26 protein-coding genes are annotated in these 21,921 nt (G+C 46.2%); 15 read left to right on the forward strand and 11 right to left on the reverse strand.

Annotated elements, in window-relative coordinates:
- Positions 1 to 74 precede the first annotated feature (74 nt).
- From BC343_RS17450 to BC343_RS17495, 10 genes are all read right to left on the reverse strand, one after another.
- Positions 75 to 986, reverse strand: a complete 912-nt coding sequence (locus tag BC343_RS17450) for an AraC family transcriptional regulator (protein WP_238381745.1) — start codon at positions 984 to 986, stop codon at positions 75 to 77.
- A 24-nt stretch (positions 987 to 1,010) separates the two neighbouring features.
- Positions 1,011 to 1,751 (reverse strand): SDR family oxidoreductase, encoded by a 741-nt coding sequence (locus tag BC343_RS17455; RefSeq protein ID WP_078347722.1) that lies wholly within the window; start codon positions 1,749 to 1,751, stop codon positions 1,011 to 1,013.
- A 134-nt stretch (positions 1,752 to 1,885) separates the two neighbouring features.
- Complete coding sequence (locus BC343_RS17460; protein WP_078349091.1) at positions 1,886 to 2,731, reverse strand: aldo/keto reductase; 846 nt, start codon at positions 2,729 to 2,731, stop codon at positions 1,886 to 1,888.
- 63 nt (positions 2,732 to 2,794) lie between these two features.
- A complete protein-coding gene (locus tag BC343_RS17465; protein WP_078349092.1) occupies positions 2,795 to 3,586 on the reverse strand; it encodes a putative quinol monooxygenase in 792 nt (263 codons plus the stop codon).
- A 46-nt stretch (positions 3,587 to 3,632) separates the two neighbouring features.
- Positions 3,633 to 4,205, reverse strand: a complete 573-nt coding sequence (locus BC343_RS17470; protein WP_162276892.1) for a TetR/AcrR family transcriptional regulator — start codon at positions 4,203 to 4,205, stop codon at positions 3,633 to 3,635.
- Between the two features lie 105 nt (positions 4,206 to 4,310).
- Positions 4,311 to 5,681: an alginate export family protein gene (locus BC343_RS17475; RefSeq protein ID WP_078349094.1), complete on the reverse strand. Its 1,371-nt coding sequence runs from the start codon at positions 5,679 to 5,681 to the stop codon at positions 4,311 to 4,313.
- The gene (locus BC343_RS17480) at positions 5,678 to 6,109 is read right to left on the reverse strand and encodes an OsmC family protein (protein WP_078349095.1); all 432 of its coding nucleotides are present in this window, start codon (positions 6,107 to 6,109) and stop codon (positions 5,678 to 5,680) included. The genes BC343_RS17475 and BC343_RS17480 overlap by 4 nt, the downstream gene beginning before the upstream one ends.
- On the reverse strand, positions 6,106 to 6,408 hold the full coding sequence (locus BC343_RS17485) for a GNAT family N-acetyltransferase (protein ID WP_078349096.1): 303 nt from the start codon (positions 6,406 to 6,408) through the stop codon (positions 6,106 to 6,108). The genes BC343_RS17480 and BC343_RS17485 overlap by 4 nt, the downstream gene beginning before the upstream one ends.
- Positions 6,408 to 6,641, reverse strand: a complete 234-nt coding sequence (locus tag BC343_RS17490) for a (4Fe-4S)-binding protein (RefSeq protein WP_078349097.1) — start codon at positions 6,639 to 6,641, stop codon at positions 6,408 to 6,410. The genes BC343_RS17485 and BC343_RS17490 overlap by 1 nt, the downstream gene beginning before the upstream one ends.
- Before the next feature lie 179 nt (positions 6,642 to 6,820).
- The gene (locus BC343_RS17495) at positions 6,821 to 7,405 is read right to left on the reverse strand and encodes a Crp/Fnr family transcriptional regulator (protein ID WP_078349098.1); all 585 of its coding nucleotides are present in this window, start codon (positions 7,403 to 7,405) and stop codon (positions 6,821 to 6,823) included.
- A 326-nt stretch (positions 7,406 to 7,731) separates the two neighbouring features.
- Here BC343_RS17495 and BC343_RS17500 point away from each other — a divergent pair, with 326 nt between their 5' ends.
- The 9 genes from BC343_RS17500 (at position 7,732) to BC343_RS17540 (ending at position 14,828) form a co-directional block, all read left to right on the forward strand.
- A complete protein-coding gene (locus tag BC343_RS17500) occupies positions 7,732 to 8,382 on the forward strand; it encodes a hydrolase (RefSeq protein ID WP_078349607.1) in 651 nt (216 codons plus the stop codon).
- A gap of 82 nt (positions 8,383 to 8,464) precedes the next feature.
- Positions 8,465 to 8,824 (forward strand): nuclear transport factor 2 family protein, encoded by a 360-nt coding sequence (locus BC343_RS17505; RefSeq protein WP_078349099.1) that lies wholly within the window; start codon positions 8,465 to 8,467, stop codon positions 8,822 to 8,824.
- A 59-nt stretch (positions 8,825 to 8,883) separates the two neighbouring features.
- Entirely contained in the window at positions 8,884 to 9,276 is a 393-nt protein-coding gene (locus BC343_RS17510) for a nuclear transport factor 2 family protein (protein WP_078349100.1), read from the forward strand.
- Positions 9,273 to 9,602 (forward strand): phenolic acid decarboxylase, encoded by a 330-nt coding sequence (locus BC343_RS17515; protein WP_078349101.1) that lies wholly within the window; start codon positions 9,273 to 9,275, stop codon positions 9,600 to 9,602. The genes BC343_RS17510 and BC343_RS17515 overlap by 4 nt, the downstream gene beginning before the upstream one ends.
- 111 nt (positions 9,603 to 9,713) lie before the next feature.
- Positions 9,714 to 10,913, forward strand: coding sequence for an amino acid ABC transporter substrate-binding protein (locus BC343_RS17520; RefSeq protein ID WP_078349608.1), 1,200 nt, complete (start codon positions 9,714 to 9,716; stop codon positions 10,911 to 10,913).
- Positions 10,914 to 10,975: 62 nt separating this feature from the next.
- Positions 10,976 to 11,998 (forward strand): LLM class flavin-dependent oxidoreductase, encoded by a 1,023-nt coding sequence (locus BC343_RS17525; RefSeq protein WP_078349102.1) that lies wholly within the window; start codon positions 10,976 to 10,978, stop codon positions 11,996 to 11,998.
- Positions 11,999 to 12,044: 46 nt separating this feature from the next.
- A complete protein-coding gene (locus tag BC343_RS17530) occupies positions 12,045 to 12,926 on the forward strand; it encodes a pirin family protein (protein ID WP_078349103.1) in 882 nt (293 codons plus the stop codon).
- Between the two features lie 90 nt (positions 12,927 to 13,016).
- The gene (locus BC343_RS17535) at positions 13,017 to 13,970 is read left to right on the forward strand and encodes a hypothetical protein (protein ID WP_078349104.1); all 954 of its coding nucleotides are present in this window, start codon (positions 13,017 to 13,019) and stop codon (positions 13,968 to 13,970) included.
- Between the two features lie 48 nt (positions 13,971 to 14,018).
- Positions 14,019 to 14,828 (forward strand): SDR family oxidoreductase, encoded by an 810-nt coding sequence (locus BC343_RS17540; protein ID WP_078349609.1) that lies wholly within the window; start codon positions 14,019 to 14,021, stop codon positions 14,826 to 14,828.
- Between the two features lie 111 nt (positions 14,829 to 14,939).
- Here BC343_RS17540 and BC343_RS17545 read toward each other — a convergent pair whose 3' ends face one another.
- Positions 14,940 to 15,737 (reverse strand): SDR family oxidoreductase, encoded by a 798-nt coding sequence (locus tag BC343_RS17545; protein WP_078349105.1) that lies wholly within the window; start codon positions 15,735 to 15,737, stop codon positions 14,940 to 14,942.
- A gap of 134 nt (positions 15,738 to 15,871) precedes the next feature.
- Here BC343_RS17545 and BC343_RS17550 point away from each other — a divergent pair, with 134 nt between their 5' ends.
- From BC343_RS17550 to BC343_RS17575, 6 genes are all read left to right on the forward strand, one after another.
- On the forward strand, positions 15,872 to 16,231 hold the full coding sequence (locus tag BC343_RS17550; RefSeq protein WP_078349106.1) for a winged helix-turn-helix transcriptional regulator: 360 nt from the start codon (positions 15,872 to 15,874) through the stop codon (positions 16,229 to 16,231).
- Positions 16,232 to 16,515: 284 nt separating this feature from the next.
- The gene (locus BC343_RS17555) at positions 16,516 to 16,923 is read left to right on the forward strand and encodes a DUF1471 domain-containing protein (RefSeq protein ID WP_078349107.1); all 408 of its coding nucleotides are present in this window, start codon (positions 16,516 to 16,518) and stop codon (positions 16,921 to 16,923) included.
- A gap of 97 nt (positions 16,924 to 17,020) precedes the next feature.
- Entirely contained in the window at positions 17,021 to 18,031 is a 1,011-nt protein-coding gene (locus BC343_RS17560) for a sensor histidine kinase (protein WP_162276893.1), read from the forward strand.
- Positions 18,028 to 18,765, forward strand: coding sequence for a LytR/AlgR family response regulator transcription factor (locus BC343_RS17565; RefSeq protein ID WP_078349109.1), 738 nt, complete (start codon positions 18,028 to 18,030; stop codon positions 18,763 to 18,765). Before BC343_RS17560 ends, BC343_RS17565 begins: the two co-directional genes overlap by 4 nt.
- Positions 18,766 to 18,966: 201 nt before the next feature.
- Positions 18,967 to 19,698, forward strand: a complete 732-nt coding sequence (locus tag BC343_RS17570; RefSeq protein ID WP_143822246.1) for a hypothetical protein — start codon at positions 18,967 to 18,969, stop codon at positions 19,696 to 19,698.
- A gap of 299 nt (positions 19,699 to 19,997) precedes the next feature.
- The gene (locus tag BC343_RS17575) at positions 19,998 to 21,803 is read left to right on the forward strand and encodes an amidohydrolase (protein ID WP_078349111.1); all 1,806 of its coding nucleotides are present in this window, start codon (positions 19,998 to 20,000) and stop codon (positions 21,801 to 21,803) included.
- Positions 21,804 to 21,921: the final 118 nt, after the last annotated feature.

Here is a 21,921-nt window from a genome sequence, read left to right on the forward strand (position 1 = left end):
CGGAGCCTGGGATTCAAAGCTTCGGTCAGGACCATTCATCAGGCGAAAGAGGAAGGCATGCTTTAGAAACGTATTTAGTTTTTGTTTAGCATATCACGCCGGAACTGCACCGGCGTGATATGGGTACGCTGCTTGAATAATTTATGGAAGGACTGTGGGTGCTCAAAGCCCAGTTGATAGGCAATCTCAGCGGTCGTCAGACCGGTGCTATTCAATAGGATTTTTGCTTTTTCTATCAGCGCCAGATGGATATGCTGCTGGGTCGTCTTACCGGTGAGCGATCTGAGCATGTCAGACAAATAGCGCTGCGATACATTAAGGTGCGCAGCAATATCCTGTGGCGAGGGCAGGCCATTGACCGTGGCACAGGAGCCATCGAAGTGGCTTTCCAGGCAGTCATTCATCCGGGTGATCAGTTCATGGTGCAGATTCTTGCGGGTATGGAACTGCCGGTGATAGAACCGGTCGCTGTGATCGAATAATAATTCTAGTAGCGATACCAGCACCTTATCACTGAATTGGTCGATCTGGTTCTCCAGCTCGGAAGCGATCGCCTGGAAGACCATTTCCACCGTCTGTTTCTCTTTATCAGAGAGGTATAAGGATTCGGCTACGGTATAATCAAAAAAACCATATTGGTAAATGTGTTGAGCCAATGGCTGCCCCGTCAAAAGCGACGGATGGAAATAGAGCGCATAGCCCTGGTAATCCTCTCGGTCACCCGGCATCTGCACCGATTGGCCCGGTGCTAAAAATGCCATTCCGCCTTCCTTAAAATCGTAAGTTCCCGGCCCGTACTTCACGCTGCCGTTAAAATCCCTTTTAAACGTTATCTTATAGAAATCCAGCAGGAACCAGTTCCCGGCATCGCGCAGGCTGATCGTGTCCTTGTCGTAATTGACCAGGCTGATCAGGGGATGGGCCGGCGGAGCCAGTCCCAGCCTTTTCATCAGATCGGTGATATTTTCAAACTTTAAAGTGTTCAAATCATGTTTTGTTAAGCTATTGAATTAACTCTGCACAGCCGGACGGATCACAATATCGCCGACATCTACATTGTCCGGCTGGTCAATAGCGTAAGCGATCGCGCGGGCTATAGCCTCTGCCGGGATCGCCATTTTTTCAGCATTTTTCTGAATGTTCGCCCGTAAAGCATCATTCTTAATTTTACCGGCAAATTCGGTGGACACATAACCTGGCGATACACCTGTTACGCGCCAGCGTCCCTGAGATTCCTGACGCAGGCCTTCGCTGATCGTACGCACTGCATTCTTCGTGCCGGCATATACGCCCATGACCGGAACGATGGTTATACCAGCGGTAGGGATCACGTTGATAAAATGTCCTGAGCCCGCTTCTTTAAATATGGGCATTGCAGCTGCTATACCATACAAAGTGCCTTTCAGGTTGACATCGATCATCTGTTCCCAGCCTTCCACATCAATGTCTTCCATCGGATATAACTGGCTTATCCCGGCATTATTGATCATAACATCAAGTTTGCCGAACTTGTTTACCGCCAATTCGGTTAGCCCTGTCAGGTCTTCCCGGCGTGTCACATCCACTGCCAAGAATGCTGCCTCACCGCCGTTCTGCTGAATTTTTTCAACGATTCGTTCTAAATGATCGTCCCTTCGAGCGCCGAGAACGACTTTAGCGCCCATGGCGGCTAGTACTTCGGCTGTAGCCTGCCCGATGCCGCTGCTCGCACCTGTGATCGCAACGACTTTTCCTGCAATTCTGTTTTCCATGATGCAAAGGTCAGGCAATGGACCGGAAATCATGAAGCCATTATGGCCAGATATGTAGCCTTTTTGGAATCTATAGCAATAATATACCCGAACCCAATACAGTCCGGGTATCTTTTCGGCATGCTACCGGCAGATCAAAACCGTAGCTTGGTTAGCCATTCTGCAGTATCCGGGTCCCGATGGTCAAAGAAAACGCTTTTGCCGGTATCAAGAGTTTTTATCGCCTTCATATCTTCCGTGCTCAATTCAAAATCCCAGATGCTGAAATTCTCTACCATCCGTTCTTCGCGAACTGACTTCGGTATCACGGCGATCCCCTGTTGGGCCAGCCATCGTAAAGTTACCTGCGCTATCGATTTGCCATATTTTTGACCTATGCCGGCAAGTATTTCATTCCTGAATATGTCATTTTTACCCTCTGCAAAAGAGGCCCAGGATTGGGTCAATATATTATGTTTTTGCATCAATTCGTTTTCTTCAGTTCTCTGGTAAAAAGGGTTGACCTCTATTTGATTAACTGCCGGAACAACTTCGTTATGGGCAATCAGGTCTACCATACGGTCCGGAAAGAAGTTACTAACGCCGATTGCACGTATTTTACCTTCCCTGTAAAGATCTTCCATAGCGCGCCATGAGCCGTAATAGTCGCCCAATGCCTGATGGATCAGGTAAAGGTCGAGGTACTCCAATTGTAGTTCTTTAAGCGATCTTTCAAAAGCAATTTTAGTTTTTTCGTAACCCGCATCCTGTACCCACAATTTGGTGGTGATGAATAACTCTTCTCTGGTTACACCACTTTTTTTAATAGCGTTGCCAACGGCTGATTCGTTCAGGTAAAATGCCGCGGTATCGATTAGGCGATAACCGGCTTTGATGGCGGTCAATACAGTTTGTTCGCATTCTTTCGGGTCGGGGATCTGGAAAACGCCCAGCCCCAGCATCGGCATATCCACGCCGTTGTTCAATTTAATTGTTTGCATGTTTGTTGAATTATGAGAATTGATATCAGGTAAATTATTTTGTAAGGTTATGTGACGGTGTATTTACTGCGATATGTCTTTGACCAACCATCGGGTGTTCATTGGATCGGAGATAAAAAAGCTGGATGTTTTGGCACTGAGTTGTTCTATATATGTCCGCTTCATTTGCGCCTCATGGTCAGCTACTGTTTGCCAACCTTCCACCAAGGCGAATTTGTTCGCATCTTCGGCATACCGATAAACATTGAATTCCAGATTACCATGCGCCTGGCGGGAACGCTTGGCCAGATCGGCCATAAGCGAAACGAACGCTTCACTTTTTCCCGGTTTAACATCGAACAGTATAATCACATACCGTGTCGTCTCGGGCTTTTCAGAAAGTACAGGTACCCGGGCGGGTATCTCGCTCAGTTCTTTTAACCCGATCGATTGCGGTTTGCCTCGTAGCGACTGCTGGATTACTTTAATGGCATTTTTGAAATAGTCTTGTTTTTTGTGATCGTTGTGGGAAACTGTATCCCTGTACCTTTCAAACCAGATGGGTTGAAGTTTCCCTTCCTCCGGCTTATACAAGCTGAAAGATAAATTACCTTGTTCTTTTCTGGAATGGCGGATATTGTTTTGCACAGCACTTACAAAATCAGTCCATTGCCATTTTTTAATATCACCAAAGAACCCTAACTCCTGGAAGGTTTTAGGCGTATCTGCAACAACTGATGTGTCAGTGCTGTTGGTTGGCCGGTATCTAGTCCTAAGGCCATCGCAACTACACAAAAGAGCGATACACCCTACAACCATCCATTGGATGATAGGAAGTTTGTCCGGGTTAATGATGTTGAGTTTATTAAAGATCATAACATTATTGTTTTAAACCTTTCGTTCCAAAATGGGGCAAAAAATATCAGGATATTGTGCTTATCAAAATTTCGGCGTTCTGCCGGGTTAGCTGTTCGTCGCCAAACAAGATGTGCGTATTGTAGATAGACACTAACCCGGAGACGAGGAAATGAGCCAACGCTTTAGCGGGCTTATCAGATTGGAGTTCACCAGCCTCTTTCGCTTTGGCCAGCAATTCTTCAAAAAGTGCTACAGCATTTAATGTTTGCCTGGCCAGTATCGCACCGACCTCCCTATCTGTGGTGCCTAACTCGAAGACCGAGTTGGTGAACAGGCAATTGGTATCTTCCAATGCCGATTCCAGCACCGAATGAATTATATTCTTAATAGCCTCTAACGGGCCTTCACCTTTTTCGGCAGCTTTGCGGTATTGCTTGTCTTTTTTCTGAATATAATTATTCAGGGATTTCAAGAATAGGTCATGTTTGTTCCCGTAGGTAAGGTACAGGCTGCTACGATTAATTTTCATGCCGTCAACCAGGTCATTTAATGTAGTTGCGTTGTAACCTTTCTTCCAGAAAAGATCCCTTGCAACTATCAATTTTTCGTTATGGTCGAATTCTTTGTTCCTTGGCATGACGGTACAAAAATATATATTAAACCTATCGTTCCAAATTAATCTTGCCATACCAATGTCATCAATTGGAGGGATTTGGTTCAGGAGTTTTTGTTTCCCTGCATCTTACCTAAATTTAAATGCCAATACCGAGCTTAAGAAAAAGCCGTCGTCATGATTTGGGATAACGTCATTAATGAATTTACCGGTTTCAAAATATTGAACACCCACGTTCAAATTCAGGAAACGGTTGATAGTCCAGGCCACCGTGGATATGTACGACGTTCCGATGTAGCGTTCTGATGATCCCGAAGAAGAAAGGTTAAGCGAGCCATCCGGCCGGTAGATCCCGTCCTGCAGGGAACGGCGCCAGTAAAAAACCGTCTCCATAGATAGCTTTACGTGCTTCAAGGGATACCAAATGATATTCGGGTGCAACGACCATAAGTTGGCAGGGCCAGCCTGCGGGTTCATCCCGAAATAACCGCCATTAGGATACATGGCATTAAATGTTCCCAGTTTGCCGTCGCCTTTCGTATCATCCCCGGAAATAAGGTCGGCTCTCAGCTTCATTACCGGTGTTCCGTAAAGGTTGTTGATGCGGTAGCCGAGTTCTGAGGAACCACCCCAGGCACGGATCTTCCCTCTGCCGAATGTGCCAAACTGGTAACCGATCTCAAAATTATAGAGCCAACTATTAGTGCTTGCCCATAAGCGTGTGCCAAGGGTATGGCGCAATTCTTTAGCGGCACCTTCATCAAATACAGCTTGAGGGCGGTTAATACCGAGATAATACAGATCTGCATTGATCATTTTTGCTGCGGCATAGGTACTGTAGGCACCCCACAAACCGGCTTTATGATTAAGCGGATTATCGAAGGCCCCGGTTTTTACATTAGCGTTGGCCATCACAAAGGCATCTATCTTAAAGCCGGGAGATGCATAGGCTATTTTCGCCCCGTCGAAATACTGGCGAAGGTTGGGCCCTTCCCGAACGTCGATGAGCCTGCCGCTGCCATATTGCAATTCTTGCCGGCCCAGGCGTAAGGCTAGCGACTTGCCGGCTGTTTTCCAGGGAATGATGGCGGCAAAAAGATTCTGTATGTTTAGTTGGTCTTCATCAATGGGGCGCGGGCCTGTTTTTCGTCCGTATTCCAGGCCGCTGCGTAACTGCGCAAATATCCTGAAACGGCTTCCGGCGTGCAGGCCGGCGTGTAAGTTATACCGCTGCAGCGAGAAGTGGTCCGTTCCGGGGTTCCTTGCACCCCAGTCTTCATTATGCGCACGGTCAAATTCCTGGCGTACCTCACCGCCAAAGGAAATATAGGTGCTGCCATCTGCAGATAGGGGCAGGTATTTCAGCAGATTATAAAGAGTTTTTGAACTATCCTTTAAATTTGAATAATCCTCATCGTAACGTAACAGCTTGAAGTTCTGAGCACGCACAACATTGAATGACAAAAGCAAACCGATCAATAAAAAGCGCTTGATTTTCATGATAGGCCTATCGATGGATCAAATTCGGTTACGATATTGATAGTTCCCTTAAGTATCTTGGAGATAGGGCAGTTTTCTGCTACTCTTAACAGTCTTTCCAACAGGGCCGGATCTTCGATTCCCGGAATAACAATTCTGCGGTAAATATGCATGGCCGCGCCATTCTGGTCCAGCTTATGTATCATATTGGCTTCAACAACCAGTTCCGGCAGCAGCAGCCCTTTGTGGTCGGTATACATTTTGAGCGTGGCGAGCGTACAGGATACCAATGATGCCAGCAACAACGTATAAGGATCAGGGCCAATATCCCTGCCGCCGATCTTTTCGGGTTCATCGGTTATTAGTATACCATTCCGCCAGCGGATCTCTGTTTTATATTTCTCCAGGCCTATCGTTCCTGCGACAGGCGATTCCAGCAGGTATTTCATGAAGCCTCAACTTTAAACCAGATATCTGCATATACTTCAGGATGGTGCCTGAACTGCAGGTTAACGTAGGGGCAAAGCGGAATGATCTTCATGCCATTTTCCTTTGCATAACTCACCAATTTGTTGAGCAATATTTTGGCGAAACCATGGCCTTCATATTCCGGTTCAACTTCCGTATGATATACGGTGACGTTTCCGCCCGTGATGGCGATATCCATTTTCCCGATCTTATTATCGCCCGAAAAGAGCTGAACCTCACCGGAACGATGGTTCGTGAAGACGACTTTGGTAGTTTCCATTAGCTTTTTGTCTCGTTGTTGGTTATTAATTCTTTGATACTTAAAGCACCCGAAGGGCATTGAGTTACCTGGTCGACGAGTTGCCTGGTAGTAGAATTTTCAGGCCTTATCCAGGGGCGTGCTTTGGGGTCATATACCTGCGGTAATGTTTTTACACATATCCCCGAGTGTATACAGGCTTTGGGTTTCCAGAGGATCGTGATCTCCCCGTTGGAATATTCAAGAGTTTCCATTTGGCAGAATTTGTTTTGCTGAACTTATAAGGGAGCATCAGAGTTTTCCCCTGTAGGGTATCCGGTATAAGTTGAGTAGCAAACATCACCAATCGGGAAAAAAGAGAAAGATGATATAAGTCAAAAAAAAAAGTAGACCTAAGTCTACTTTTTGGAGAAAGCCCGAACGGCTTGTTCGTTTATCGCTGCAGAAGCTGCCGTTTTACGCGGCTCAGCGTATCTTTAGTGATACCAAGATAGGACGCAATGATGTGCTGCGGAAAGCGCTCGACTAAGACAGGGTAGCAGGCTACAAAATCAGCGTATTTCTTTTCTGCAGTTGCACTTATAGATGAAGTAAGCCTGCGTTGGTTGGCAATGTTGTTGCGTTCGTCGAGCTGGCGCATCATTTCATAAATAAAAGTTGTTTTGTTAAGCAGGTCTAAAATGCTCGCCCTTGTAACCAGCAGCATTTCCGTATGTTCCCAGGCATCTATATTGTAATTGCTCGGTGTTTTCATCACCCAGCTTTCCCGGTCACCCATCCACCAGTCTTCCACGCCAAGGCGTACAATGTGTTCGGTGCCTTTATCATCTACGGAGTACTGGCGCATGGCACCTTTCACCACAAATGCAAAATATTTGCAATGGTCGCCCGCCTGTAGCAGGTATTGTTTTTTTCTAAGTTTAAAAGGCGTAAATACCTGCCTGATCAGTGTCTTCTCCTCATCAGTCAGCGGTTCTGATTTAAATTTTTTTAAGTAGTTAAATAAAGCATCGTGCATTATTAAACAGCGCCCACCCAGCGGTTTTTAGTTAAAATAAATAAGTTTTAAAGATCGGTAATTTTATATGTAAAAATAAGCTTAATTGGGCATTGTTAAACAAAACTGCTTTGGAGAACCGATCCATAAGCCTTAGTGTTTTAAAGTTATGCGCCTGTTAACTTTTCTTTAAACATAAATCTTATAAAGGTCGCAATAATCCTTGTTGCTGGTTGTAGACATAAGTCTACTCTTTTTTATGATTTATGTCATCTTCCTGGTTTTGCGGGTTAATGAAATTTGTCCCCGGCGAAAGTCCAATAATTAACCATACAACTATCAAAACCATGTCGAAAAACGTAAAATCGGGCCTTGAAGGCTTGCTAACTCCGGACAACAGTATCCTTGTGCTGATCGATCATCAGCCCTTTCAATTTTCGAACCTGAACAGCCACGAACCAACAATGATCATCAATGCGGTTACAGGGCTTTCTAAAGCAGCAAAAATATTTAACGTGCCCACTATCCTGACCACGGTTGTGGAAGAACGCGGTGGTTTGATTATTAAACAGATACAGGATGTGTTCCCTGAACAGAAACCTATCAACCGGACATTCATTAATACCTGGCAAGACCCCAATGTTACCGATATAGTGGCAGCAAGTGGCCGCAAACAGTTGATTATCGCCGGGCTATGGACAGAGGTTTGCGTAGCTATGCCGGCTATACAGGCGGTAGGCGAAGGCTATGATGTTTTTGTTGTGACAGATGCCTGTGGCGCAGTTTCCGAAGAAGCGCATGATATGGCCATCCGCCGTATGGTACAGCATGGCGTTACGCCCATTACCTGGTTATCAGTTGCATCAGAATGGCAACGTGATTGGGCACGCCTTGAAACGGCTGGCCAGTTAGCCTCACTAATGATAGACCATGCCGGCGCTACAGGCGTAGCTTATTCCTGGGAGCAACAACTGTTAAATACCCCGATCCCCCAATAATTCCTTTCTGATTCAGCACCCCCGGGCAATCGGGGTGCTGTTTTTATCTGATTACCACAATTAACTCTACAGCTATTTACCTATGACAGACCACGCAGCCCAAATGATGGAAGACAACCTTAACCAGGTATGGAACGAAAGAGACCCGGCCACAAGGTTAAAGGCCATCGAAAAAATTTACAGCCCTGCCGCCACGCTTAATCACGTTGGCGAACAGGTTAGCGGTTTCGATGCGATAAACCGGAGCGTGTCGGCAACACAAAACTTCCTGCCGGCCGATTTCGTGTTCACAACGTTGAAACCGGTTATCATTAACAACAGCATCGGCAGGCTGATTTGGGGAGCGGGCCCTGCCGGGCAGCCGCCCGTTGCTACCGGGATGGACCTGGCCCATTTCGAGAACGGTAAAATCAGGTCGCACTACGTTTTTCTCGACAATTGATCGGTACAGAAACACTAAATCTCACACAAATCAACTACATCATTCACATCAAGATCGACATGTCAAATAAAGAGATCGTCGTTAAGGCAATGAAGGAATTCTTTGTTGACCGAGACCATAATGCCATTGAAAAATACTGGCAGGAAAATTATATACAGCATAACCCCGGAATGATAGATGGGCACCCCGGGTTAAGGGATATCCTGAAAAACAGCATCGATTCGGGCTTTAAATGGGAGCCTGGCATCTTTGTAGAATCGGGCGATTTGGTTATCGCTCACAGCGAGGTGCATGGCTGGGGGCCCAACCCGCTGATCGTAGTGGATATCTTCCGTTTTGAGGACGGCAAGATAGCCGAGCACTGGGATGTGGTGCAGGAAGAAGTACCTGCTTCAAAAACAGCGAGCGGCAACTCCATGACTTCTTTCAATCGGAAAGGTTCGGACAAATGAATAATAACCTAACCGGAAAAATGTTCCTGGCCGACCTGGGCGCATTCAAATCAGAGTTGTATTTCGAGTCTGGCGATACCCTTACTTTCAGGATTGTGGAGGGAGGCGGCCCCGGGGAACCCGGTCATACGGAAAAAGTGAAAATTACTATTGCCGAAGTCCGCCCGCAGGTTTTTATGGTTTGCTGGAAAGAGGCAACCGGGGCTACCGTTACGCACGTGGAAGACCATGAGCATGGCATTCTATACAGTAACGCCACCTTGCCTGATGGTAGTTTCTATCCGATGAAGGGAACGATCACACCGATACAGCAAAACAGGTTTTAAACCCGAACAAGGTAGTTTTTCCTCGGGTTTAAATTCCCTAAACCTTAAAGGATGGCAGATAAGTCTGCCATCCTTATCTGTTATTACCCGCTAATCCCAAAACTTAAAACAATGAGCCCACAATTAAATGATAAACAGAACAGCCCGATCAGGATCGGATACAGCCTGTCGCTTACCGGGCCGGTTGCTGAGAACACCAAAGCGGCAAGGCTTGCGCACAGGCTTTGGGAAGAAGATGTTAATGCAAAAGGCGGTTTATTAGGCCGGCCCGTTGAACTGATGTGTATAGATGACCTCGGCGATGCCTCCATTGTTCCCGGCATTTATAAACAGCTGCTCGATGGCGATAAGGTAGACCTGGTTATTGGCGGTTATGGCACCAATACCATCAAGGCATCGTTGCCGGTGGTAATGGAAAGAAACCGTTTGCTGATTGGCCTGATGGGGCTGGGCGTAAACGGCGATATTCAATATGAGAACTACTTTGCGATGATACCGACGGGGCCGGATCCGAATGCAGCGCTAACGGAAGGCTTTTTTGAGCTTGCCGCGGCCCAGGATCCGAAACCACGCACCGTTGCGCTACTGACCGCTGATGCGGAGTTCTCCAAAAATCCTGTACTTGGCGCGCGGGCTAATGCGGCAAAATATGGCTTTGATATTATTCACGAGCAAACCTATCCGCTGTCAACGCAGGATTTCGGGCCGGTAATTCAGCAAATGAAGGAGATAGATGCCGATCTGCTTTTCCTTTGCTCATACCTCGATGATTCTAAAGACTTGGTTAGAGCTATCCACGATAGCAGCTACCGTCCGAAAATGGTGGGGGGCGCAATGATTGGCCCGCAGAGCGCAATGGTTAAAACAGAGCTTGGTCCGCTGCTGAACGGCTTTGTGAATTATGAATGCTGGATGCCGGTACCCAAAATGGATTTTCCGGGCGTGGCCGATGTGTTGCGCAGGTACCAGCAAGAAGCCGCTGCGAGGAAGGTAGACGAACTGGGATTTTATGTGGTGCCGTTGGCGTATGCTCAATTGCAGGTGCTGGAGCAAGCGGTAAGGGCAACCGGTTCGCTGGATGATGCCCTGCTTGCAAAATATTGCAGGGGAAATGCTTTTGATACTGTAATGGGTACCATAAGTTTTGGTAAGGGCGGAGAATGGACGGAGCCCCGCGTGGTGCAGGTACAGTTTCAGCACGTAGAGAACGGCCGCCTGGATACTTTTAGGGACAGCAAAGTGCAGGTGGTTGTTTCTCCCGAAAGCTATGCATCCGGAAAACTGATCTATCCATATGACCCGTCGAAATAACGGCATCCTTTTAAAGTAAAGGGACTGAAAACAAGAATTAATAAAAAACGAGAAAATATAATATGGAAATAGGCATAGATAGTTTTGCATCCGCAATGTATGGCAGCAATGAGTTGAGCAGTGTTGACGCGATGGAGCAGCTGCTGGATAGGATTGTTGCTGCTGATGAGGCCGGGCTGAATGTCTTCGGTATAGGTGAACATCATAAAAAAGAATTTCTCGACTCTGTTCCCGCCGTGATACTGGCAGCGGCAGCAGCTCGTACCAAAAGGATCCGTTTAATGAGTGCGGTGACTGTATTAAGCACCTCGGACCCGGTGCGCGTATTTCAGCAATTTGCCACATTGGATATTATTTCAAAAGGGCGCGCGGAGATCATAGCCGGCCGGGGTTCTGCTACGGAAGCGTTCCCATTGTTCGGTTATAACCTTGATGATTATGATGCCTTGTTCAAAGAAAAATTAAAATTGCTGCTGCAGATACGCGACGAAGAATTTGTGACCTGGTCGGGTAAGTTTAGGGCTCCGCTGAATAACCAGCCGGTATATCCGCGCCCGTTGCAGAAGAAGCTGCCTGTTTGGGTAGGCGCAGGCGGCACGCCGCAATCTTTTGTGCGTGCCGGGATGCTCGGACTGCCTTTAATGGTGGCTATCATCGGTGGCGAAACCGCGCGTTTCAGGCCGTTGGTAGATCTTTACAGAAAATCCGGCGAAGAGGCCGGATTCAAACCGGAAGACCTGAAAGTCGGGTTGCATTCACCGGGCTATGTGGGCGATACCGATGAATCGGCCATTGCAGATTACTACCCGGGCTATGTTGAAAGTTGGACCAAAATAGGCCGCGAACGTGGCTGGCCGCCGGTTACCCGGGCGCAGTTTGATGCCGGCGTTGGGCCGGAAGGTGTGCTGGTTGTAGGCGGGCCGGAAACCGTAGCGGAAAAACTATTAAGGCACAGCGAAGCCCTCGGCGGCGTAGACGTTTTTACTTTCCAGATGGATATAGCCGGGCTTAAACACGAGCAGCTTATGCGTTCGATAGAACTAATCGGTTCGAGAGTGATCCCGCTCGTCAATGAAAAAGCATAAATTATTAACAATAACGCGAATAAGGAATTCGCGATCAATTTAGTACATGAAAAAGAAAAGCAGTTTTTCAACCCAGGGCCAAAGGGCAGATATAGGTGATCTGGTTATCTACAGGATACTGGCCAACCGTTATGCGGATGCCGTAGGCCCCTTCGTTTTTTTAGACCATATCGTACCAAAGATCCAAACCAAAGTTAATAAAGAGGGGACAGGTGCGCATCCGCACCGCGGAATTGCTACCTTAAGCTATATACTTAACGGCGAAGATGAGCACTTTGACAGCGCAGGCAATTATGCCATGGTGCATTCGGGAGGTGTGCAGTGGATGAACGCCGGCAACGGGATCATCCATGATGAAACGCTGAATTACGATTCAAAAACAGATTCCAAACTTACCCATGCCTTTCAGTTCTGGATAAACCTCCCCGCAAAGATCAAGGCCGAAAAGCCGGGCTACTTGGCCATCGAGGGTGATAAAGTGCCGGTAAAAGATCTGTTGGACGGTGCAGGCTGGGTTAAGGTTATCGTTGGTGCTTATGAAGAACTACGCTCCGCGATCCCCAGCTATTCGGAACAGTTCCTGTACCATATCCACCTCGAACCTGGCGCGGTATTCAACATTGATCTGCCGGAGAAGGCCGAAGTAGCGGCTTACTTGCCACTGCTTAAAGCGGTGATCAATGATGAGGAGTTTAAAGCCGGTGATTTTGTTGAATATGACCGCAATGCCGGCAGTATAGAGATCAAAAATATTAACGCGAAACCTTGTGATGTACTGCTTTTCGGCGGTGAACCGTACGGTGAGCCCATTGTTGCCGAGGGGCCGTTCGTCATGAATTCCAAACTGGAGATAGCTCATGCTTACCGGGACTATTACAACGGAGATTACGGCAAAATAGATCACGAGCGGCAGCGTGCGGGGAAATAAGTTTCAGTTTTTTACACCTCGTATCGGATAAACGACAGGATAAAGTGTGATAATGGACTGATAACATCCTGATATACTTCAATACAGCATATGTTTAAATTAAAATTGTCTTTTGTGCTGATCGGCTTTTTGCTTTGCTGCCCGGCCGTCGTTTTAAAGGCCCAGGTGATCGAAAAAGTGCCAGAACTCCACGGTGAGGTCGTTACCTTTCCGCTTATCATGATCGATGTTTATCCTTTTATATCAGCCACCGTTGACGGGGTAGAAGGTAAATTGATGTTCGACACCGGATACGGAACATCTATATCGCTTAACGATAATTTTATTACCCTGCCCCACAAAAAGCCGAAAAGCGTTGGAGTTGCCGGTAGCGGCCAGTCGTTCAATACAAATGTTAACGATACGATCGGAGAGGTCAAATTTCGGAACGGCCTTATTTATCGTAACCTGTTGGCCATTTCCAGTGCAAATTATGAGTTTCTGCAGAAAAATATCACGCCTGATTTCCTTGGGTTCATCGGACACGATCTTTTCAAGGGTTATCTTTTTAAACTGGATTATCTACACCGGAAGGCCACTTTCTATAAAGCCACGGCCGAGCGGAACACATCGATGGATTTTCTGATAGGCGAGAAGGTATTGGCGGTTGTAGATTTCGAGATCCGAAAATTGGTTAACCATCCGCTCGTTAAAATGAAAATAGACGGAGTAGATGTTGTGGGGGCATTTGATACTGGCCAAAATGGCTTATTGCAGTTAGATCCACTTTCTGAAAAGCGGCTTAAAAGTAAGGGTTCTGTGATGATATCCGATACGGATAGTTATGGCGATACTTTGCTTAACGTTAAGAACATCGTCATGGGCGGAAAGTTAACAACCTCGTTAAAAGGGTTGGTATCGACGGATCTGAAAAGTACGCAGATACAACGAGAGAAGTCGGGAATTATTGAGCCTAACTTAATGAATATTGGGTACAGGTTTCTTGCGCAATATAAAACGGTTTGGGACTACGCTAATAAGAAGATATATATTTTAGAGTACTGACCCCATACCGTTAACTTATAACTACCTATTAAAAACATACAAATGCAGATGGAAAACAAAACGATTTTTATTACCGGGGCATCTTCCGGCATGGGAAAGGCTACGGCCAGGTATTTTCATGAAAGAGACTGGAACGTAATTGCCACGATGCGCGACCCTGGTAAGGAAAAGGAGCTTATACATCTCGAAAATGTTACCCTTTTACCGCTGGATGTAACCGATCCGAAACAAATTAAAAACACGGTTGCCGACGCTATCGCTACGCATCCTATCGATGTTGTTTTTAACAATGCAGGTTACGGGCTGATGGGTGCTATGGAAGCTTTAACCGATGAGCAGATACTGAAAGAGATAAACACTAACCTGATAGGGGTGATCAGGGTAACACACGAATTTATTCCGCATTTTAGAAAAAGGCAGAGCGGGGTATTCATCAGCACAACCTCAATGGGCGGGCTATTAGCTTTTCCACTGCATTCCATTTATCATGCCGCCAAGTTCGGCGTTCAGGGCTGGTCGGAAGGAATGTCCTATGAACTGGGGCTTCACAATATCAAGATCAAAACTGTTGCGCCGGGAGCTGTTGCTACAGATTTTTTAGGGCGGTCGTTAGAGAAAGCTTTGCATCCTGCTTATAAGGAACTGGAAGATAAATTATTTGCCACTACCGAAAGCATGATGTCTCAGGGCGTATCGCCTGAGCGGATCGCTGAAGTAGTTTATGAAGCTGCAACAGATGATAAAGACCAGGTTACTTACATTGCAACAGATGATGCCAAAGCAGCGTACAACAGGCGTTTGGAGATCGGGAGCGAAGCCTCGAGAATAGAGATCAGGAAACAGATATTGGGGCGTTGATTGCGAACCGATCTGCTAAGCGCGGTATGGTGCAACTTAAAGAAGTCCATTGAAATATACGGTTCCAAATGCTTGCATTTGGAACCGTTGTTAGTATAAAATTGATCGCCATTATTTCACTACGGGGAAATTACCGCCATCGATAAAATAATTGGCACCGCTGATGTAAGAAGCTTTTGGTGATACCAGGAAGTAAACCAGTTCTGCGGTTTCCTCCGGTTCGGCCATTCGGCCCAGCGGTACACCGCCAACCCTATCGAAAAGTTTCTGTGTCATTTCCTCAAGCGTTATTCCGGCCTGCTTTGCAAGTTCGGTTAGGAAGGCCGACATCGCTTCTGTTTTATTTAAGCCCGGCGACACGGTAATTACTCTCACGCCCTGCGGCCCGGCCTCGTCTGCAAGCGACTTGCTATAGGAATTTAGTGCAGATTTGGCAGCACTATAGGCCATGGTGGATTCCCAAATTGGAAACTGCCCGCTGGTTGATGAGATATGAATGATTACACCGCTTTTCTTTTCTAGCATTGCGGGTAATAACGCACGGTCTAAACGTACCGAAGACAGCAGATTGATCTCCAGTGCCTTGTACCAGTGTTCGTCGGTAAGTGTGGTAAAGCCGCCGCCCGGAAAGGTATTGGCTCCCATGTTGTTGATCAAAATATCTACCCCGCCAAAATCGTTGCTGATTTGTGCTGCTAACTTTGCCACTTCATCCGGCTGCGAAAGGTCGGCTGCTATAAAATGATAGGGCGGGTGCTGTTCGTCCGGTTCGTTTCGGGCGGTTACTATAACGGTAGCGCCGGCTGCCAGTAAACGGGTGGTGATTGCTTTGCCTATGCCCTTGGTGCCGCCGGTAACCAGCGCCGTTTTTCCTTTAAGGCCTTTTACCTGATCTTGTTGATCATTCATGTTTATGAAATTTAATTTACTTTTGTTTCATAAAGTTACTAAAGCGTTTTCCGGCTGCATCAGGCTTGCGCGGAATAAGTGGTTACAAGGTTGTAACTAAAGGCAAATAATGGTAACCTATTGGTAACTAACACATGAGAAAAATGCTGCAAAACCCCGAGAACTGTGCTGTAGTACGCACGGTTGGCTATATAGGTGGGAAATGGAAACCGATAATTTTGGTGAGATTACTTAACGGCGAAAAGGTACGCTTCGGCAAACTGACTGTTCAGATGCCGGATATCTCCCGGAAAATACTCAGCCAGCAATTAAAAGAACTGGAGGAGGACGGCCTGATCATCCGCCACAGTTATATGGAAAAGCCGCCGCGTGTTGAATATGAACTAAGCGAACTCGGTAAAACACTTATCCCTGTTTTAAAGGCCATGTACGATTGGGGTAACCAGATTGCCGCACCGGAACATAAAGGCACCTGGGACCCGATTGTGAGGTAACGGATAAGAGGCCTAAGCCTTTTGCGGTGACAAATATTACTGTGTAGCTCTGGCTCTATCTCTTCAAAATAACTTTACTATACGTTAATTCTTTTTCCCGGTTTGGCATATACAAAATGCCCTTTTACATAATAGAATTTAATCAGGAAGCAAGCCAAACTACCTTCGTTCAAGGTTTTCGCAGGTTGCTGATGGGGCATGCTGCAAAGTACAGGTAAATGCCCGGCACCACGCGTAAATCAAGTTAACATCTATTATTAATTACTATTTAAAAAAGAATTAAAATGAAAAAGGTAACAGTATTTTCACTGATCTCGTTCCTGGTTATGGGCTTATTGGCGGCATGTTCTACGCCATCGTATTTTGGGAAAACGTATTCTCCCACCAATAATGTGGACGTCTACCTGGCTAAAGGAGACGTTAAAAAGAACTATACAACCATGGGTACTACCAAGGTTGGCAAAGGGTTCAGTTCACTGGAATCTGCGCAGCAAAAGGTTATTGAATTAGGAAAAGCTAAAGGCGCAGATGGCGTGATTATGGAACTTACCGAAGAGGTAGTGAGTACGCAGCAAACCGGCACAGGCGTAGTGACACAATCAAAGAGAAAGAATGTTATTGGTACCAGCAGTTCATCTACCATGGATATTAAACAGAAGAAAATAACCGCTACTTTCATTAAATACGAATAAGGGCTTGCCAAGCAGTACCTTGCCAAATACAGATAGCATGTTCCGAGCAACATTGAGGTTCGTAAAAATTAACTGCAGGCGCTTATTGCTCCTGACTATGTTCTCGTTACTCGTTTACGGCTCGTTCTTCATGCTGTCGTACCTGGTTACTCCTGAGAAAACAGCGCAAAACTTCGCCGGGCAAAATGGGCTGGCCTTTGGGATACTCAGCTTTGTTGCAGAATCGGTGGTTACGCAATACGTCCTCATCTTCGTGGTGATACTCCCGGCCATGCACAGGCAACGTAGCCGGCGAAGTGCATTAGCCATAGCGGTGATTCTTTTTCTTGTGAAGTTTGCGGTAAACTATGGTACTTATTTGCATGAGAACGGTAGCAGGGCCGGTGCCGGTAACAGGTTGCCTGAGAATTCGTTTGGTTGGATATTGGTGGTATCTTATCTCTTTACATTGGTCAGCAGCCTGTCTGTAGCTTTATTGGTTGAGTGGGTAAACAAAAGCAAAGAGCGCATTATGCTGGAAAAGCAGAAAACCGAAGCAGAACTCAGTGCCTTAAAACACCAGATCAATCCTCATTTTTTATTCAACTCGTTAAGCTTTATTTACGGGAAAGTGATGAAAACAGATAAAGAAACAGCAGATTCGGTACTGATGCTGGCTAACATCATGCGGTACGCATTAGGTACCAGTGAAAATGTTGACGGGAAGGTAAATATTATGGATGAACTGGAATATCTCAAAAATGTTATCGAGATTAACCAGCGCCGCCATAACCATGGCTTAAATATTCAATATGAGGAGCAGATAGACGACCAATCCATAAGCATTTTGCCGCTGGTACTCATCACCCTGGTAGAGAATGCTTTCAAACACGGCGACTTGCACGATTCGGGCCACCCTTTGCATATCAGGATAAGCACCGGGGTAAACCAGCTTACTTTTTACATCGAGAATAAAAAGGGAAAGGGAATAAAAGAGCTATCTAATGGTGTTGGCCTGCAAAATATCAGGCAGCAGCTTAAACTTGCCTATAGCAACCACTGTTCATTTGTGATCAGGCAAACCGATCACCTTTTTAGTGTAACCTTAAATATAACATTCCCGGTATGATAGACTGCGTGATAATAGATGACGAGCAGCATGCAATAGACCTGCTTGTTCAGCATATAAGCCAGGTACATTTTTTGCGTATAGCAGGTACAGCTACCAACCCGGTAAAAGGGCTGCAAATGGTTGCAGATTTAAAACCGGGGCTGGTATTCCTGGATGTACAGATGCCGCACCTTACCGGTATAGAAATGCTGAAGCTGATTAGTAAAGATAGCCACATCATCCTGACCACCGCATACAAAGAATACGCTTTGGAAGGGTTTGAACATGCCGTGGTAGATTACCTGTTGAAGCCGGTCCAGTTCCTTCGTTTTTTGAAAGCTGTTAACCGCTTATGGACCATACACAACAGCCTGCGGCCGGCATCGGAACAAGACCACTACGTGTTTGTAAAAACCGAACAGAAGGGCAAACTGCTGAAGATAGATTCCCGCAGGATAACTTACATTGAAGGGCTGAGTAACTACGCGATCATTCATATGGACGATAAGAAAAAAATTATTACTTATCTCAAATTGAAAGAGCTTTCTGAAAGCCTTTCTGCCAGGGGATTTGTAAGGATACACAAGTCGTTCATTATCTCACTCAGCCATTTAACCGCAGTGGAGGGAAATATGGTCAGGATACTTAATGAGGAACAACCCATCGCCATAGGCGATGCCTACAAAAAAGATTTCTTCGACTTTATTAACGCCAAAATGCTATCCATACCGCCAGACAGCACAATCGGGTAGGCATCGTAAACCCGGCAAATTGTGCGCAGGCATTGTTGCCCTGTCGCTAAAAACGCTTCCGCTGCTTCAGGAGCAGCGTTAATCCATTATTTAAAACAACATGAGGCCATGCTTACCAAAAGCATAATGGCTGCGCTATGCCCGGTTTATTACTTAGGGATAGGTAAGATCTGCATCTATTCGTTAACTAAAAAAACAAAAATGAAAAATAACACACACGAGTGCCGTACATTCAGAAAAACTACGGCAAGAATTCTATGTACCTTGTTTTTGCTTTCAGCATTTGCTATACAGGCAACAGCGCAAAAAGCATTAGTGCTTGCCGCACTCTCAAAATATGGTGTGGATCAGTCTTTTCTGGATCCCGCAAACCTGAGGCTTCCTGTAGATCACTCCTTTGAACTGAAGGAATCGGCTACTACCGCGGGTAAAGCAAAAGTGACCCTGGCCAAATTCAATCCTTCGGCTAAAGATGGTGAGCAATGGAATGTAATTTCGGTGGACGGGAAATCGCCATCGTTGTTCGAAGCCAATACCTTCCGTAATACCAGGGCAAAACCCCCGGTAGATAAGCCCGACGAAAAGACTTATAGGATAGATAGCCAAACTGCGGAGCAAATAATCATTAGCTATAAATTAGATGCAACAATCATCCCGATGGATGCACGATTCCTGAAAGACTGCCGGGCAGTGTTAACCGTCGACCTTAAGGACAAACAATTAAAGCAGTTGCAGCTGGTAAATGAGAAACCGGTTAAGATAGGGCCGCTTACCGCTAAAAAGTTTGAAATAACTACAAAGTTCGTTTATGATAAGCAGGCCCGGCGCTATTTCCCCATAAACGACAACTTGAATATGGAAGCGGCATTTTTAGCGAAAACCTTAACCACCGTGGTAGAAACCGTTTATTCGAATTACGCCGGCAAACGTTAGTCATTTTATAATTAACTGATAACAATTCTTCCCTTAAGGTTTTCATCTTTAATACAGCGGGCGGATCGATATTAGAGCCGGCAGAAATAGCAGAAACTTTCGAAAGCCCTACATGAGCCAAAAGCGTTGACATTTGTCAACGCTTTTTTTTATCAATTATCATCGTCTTTGGGCACCCTTCAGCAGCAATTTTACGCGGTTAGATCACTGAAGTATAGCTGCGAAAAACCTGGCCGGGATGAAGCAAAATATGCATTAGGTTTTCAGCAAGCATCGTTCAAAATTTCTCAAAATCACGTATGAAAAAAGCATTTACATTACTTGCAACAGCTATCTTTTCTCTCGGGCTACACGCTCAATCAGTTAATTCCTCTGCCGGGGCAGACATGATCGTTTATCACGCTAAGATCACGACGCAGACAGCAGCACAGCCAGAGGCATCGGCGCTGGCCGTAAAAGCCGGGCGGATTTACGCCGTTGGCGCTGATAACGAAATTTTAAGCCTCAAAGATGGCCACACCAAATTAATAGATGCGGATGGGAGAAGGCTGATACCGGGCCTGGAAGATTCGCACATGCACCCATTGAACGAACGCAATTTTACACAAAAGGTAAAGTGGGACGGCGTGCCCACATTAAAACGTGCGTTGGAAATGCTGACTGAACAATCGGCAAGGACACCGGAAGGCCAATGGGTAAAAGTAACCGGGGCATGGTCTCCCTATCAGTTCAAAGAAAACCGCGAACCTACTATTGAAGAATTGAATAAAGCGGTGCCGGATAAGCTTCTGTGGGTACAGTATGCCTACAATAAATTATGGCTTAATAAGCCCGCTATGAAGTTCTTTGGCATCGGCACGCCGAAATTTAAGGCAGATCCGGGCACTGTGCTTCAGAAAGACAGCAAAGGGAATTACACAGGAATTATCGAAGCAAATACGTTCGTGTTTGTGGCTTTGGATGCCATGATGCCCACACCGACTGCCGAAGAGGAGATAAGTTCGCTGGAGTACCTGATCAGGGACCTGAACCATTTCGGGCTGACTACGGTTATTGAAAACTCCAGCGTTATTCCCTACCCTCAGGGCCACGCACCCATCGAGGCCCTTATAAAAGCGAACAGGATGAATATTCGTTTTCCTTTCGTCGACCTCGGGTTTAATTATGACCCTAACAAAAGCTGGGTGGATACCGAAATAGAAAGGGTAACCAGGACGTCGCCCATAAGCCCGGGGCAAAACCTGAACCCGAATATGGAGCACGGGCATGAATACGAGGGCACCGGTGAGGTAATTAGCCCGGAGGTACACGACCATGAAAATTTTGATAAACCGGCTATCATCATTCCTTATGAGACGATGAAGAAATATGCTGAAGAGTACATTCGTAAATTTATCGAAAAGAGGATACCGTTCCGGGCGCATATGTCATACAACGAGAATCTGACACCGTTTCTGGACGCATTTGAGGAAGTGGTGAAAACCACGCCGCTGGATGGCATGCGCTGGGCTGTCGAACATGCCGAGACGCTAAGTGATGAAAACATCGCAAGGATAAAAAAGTTAGGCGGCGGCATAGCGCTTGATAATAAAATGGCGCTGCATGGTGAAAGCTTTGCGAAGACCTATGGCCTTGATAAAGCGATGTATACACCAAGGTTTGGCGCGCTGAAGAAAAGCGGTATCCCTTTATCATTAACCACGGATGCCTTCCGTGTATCGCCGGCCAACCCGTGGACGGGTATTAGCTGGGCAGTCACCGGTAAATCAGTATCAGGTAAAGTGATCTTGGCCGAGGATAATCGCCTTACAAGGGAAGAAGCCCTTAAGTTGTATACAACGGGCGCGGCCTGGTTCGAAAATGAGGAAAATGAAAAAGGGCGTATAGCACCCGGTAACCTTGCCGATTTTGTATTATTGAGTGATGATTATTTTACTATCCCCGAGGATGATATTAAGGGCCTTACATCCGTACTAACCGTACTAGGCGGAAAAGTAGTATGGGGTTCCGGCAAATACAGTGGCCTTTCTCCCCAGCTCGGGGAGGTACTGCCGTCATGGTCGCCTATAAAATATTTTGGCGGTTACTACTTTAAAAAACAGTAATACATTCCAATGCCATTTCGATAAACAGAGGCCTGTCTTAGTTTATCTTCAAAAATGCGGCGAAAGGCCGGAACTGATCAGTTAATAAAACACGCTTTAGTTCTGCTTTCGCCGCTAT

It is taken from the genome of Mucilaginibacter pedocola (assembly GCF_002013915.1).
GTDB lineage: Bacteria > Bacteroidota > Bacteroidia > Sphingobacteriales > Sphingobacteriaceae > Mucilaginibacter > Mucilaginibacter pedocola.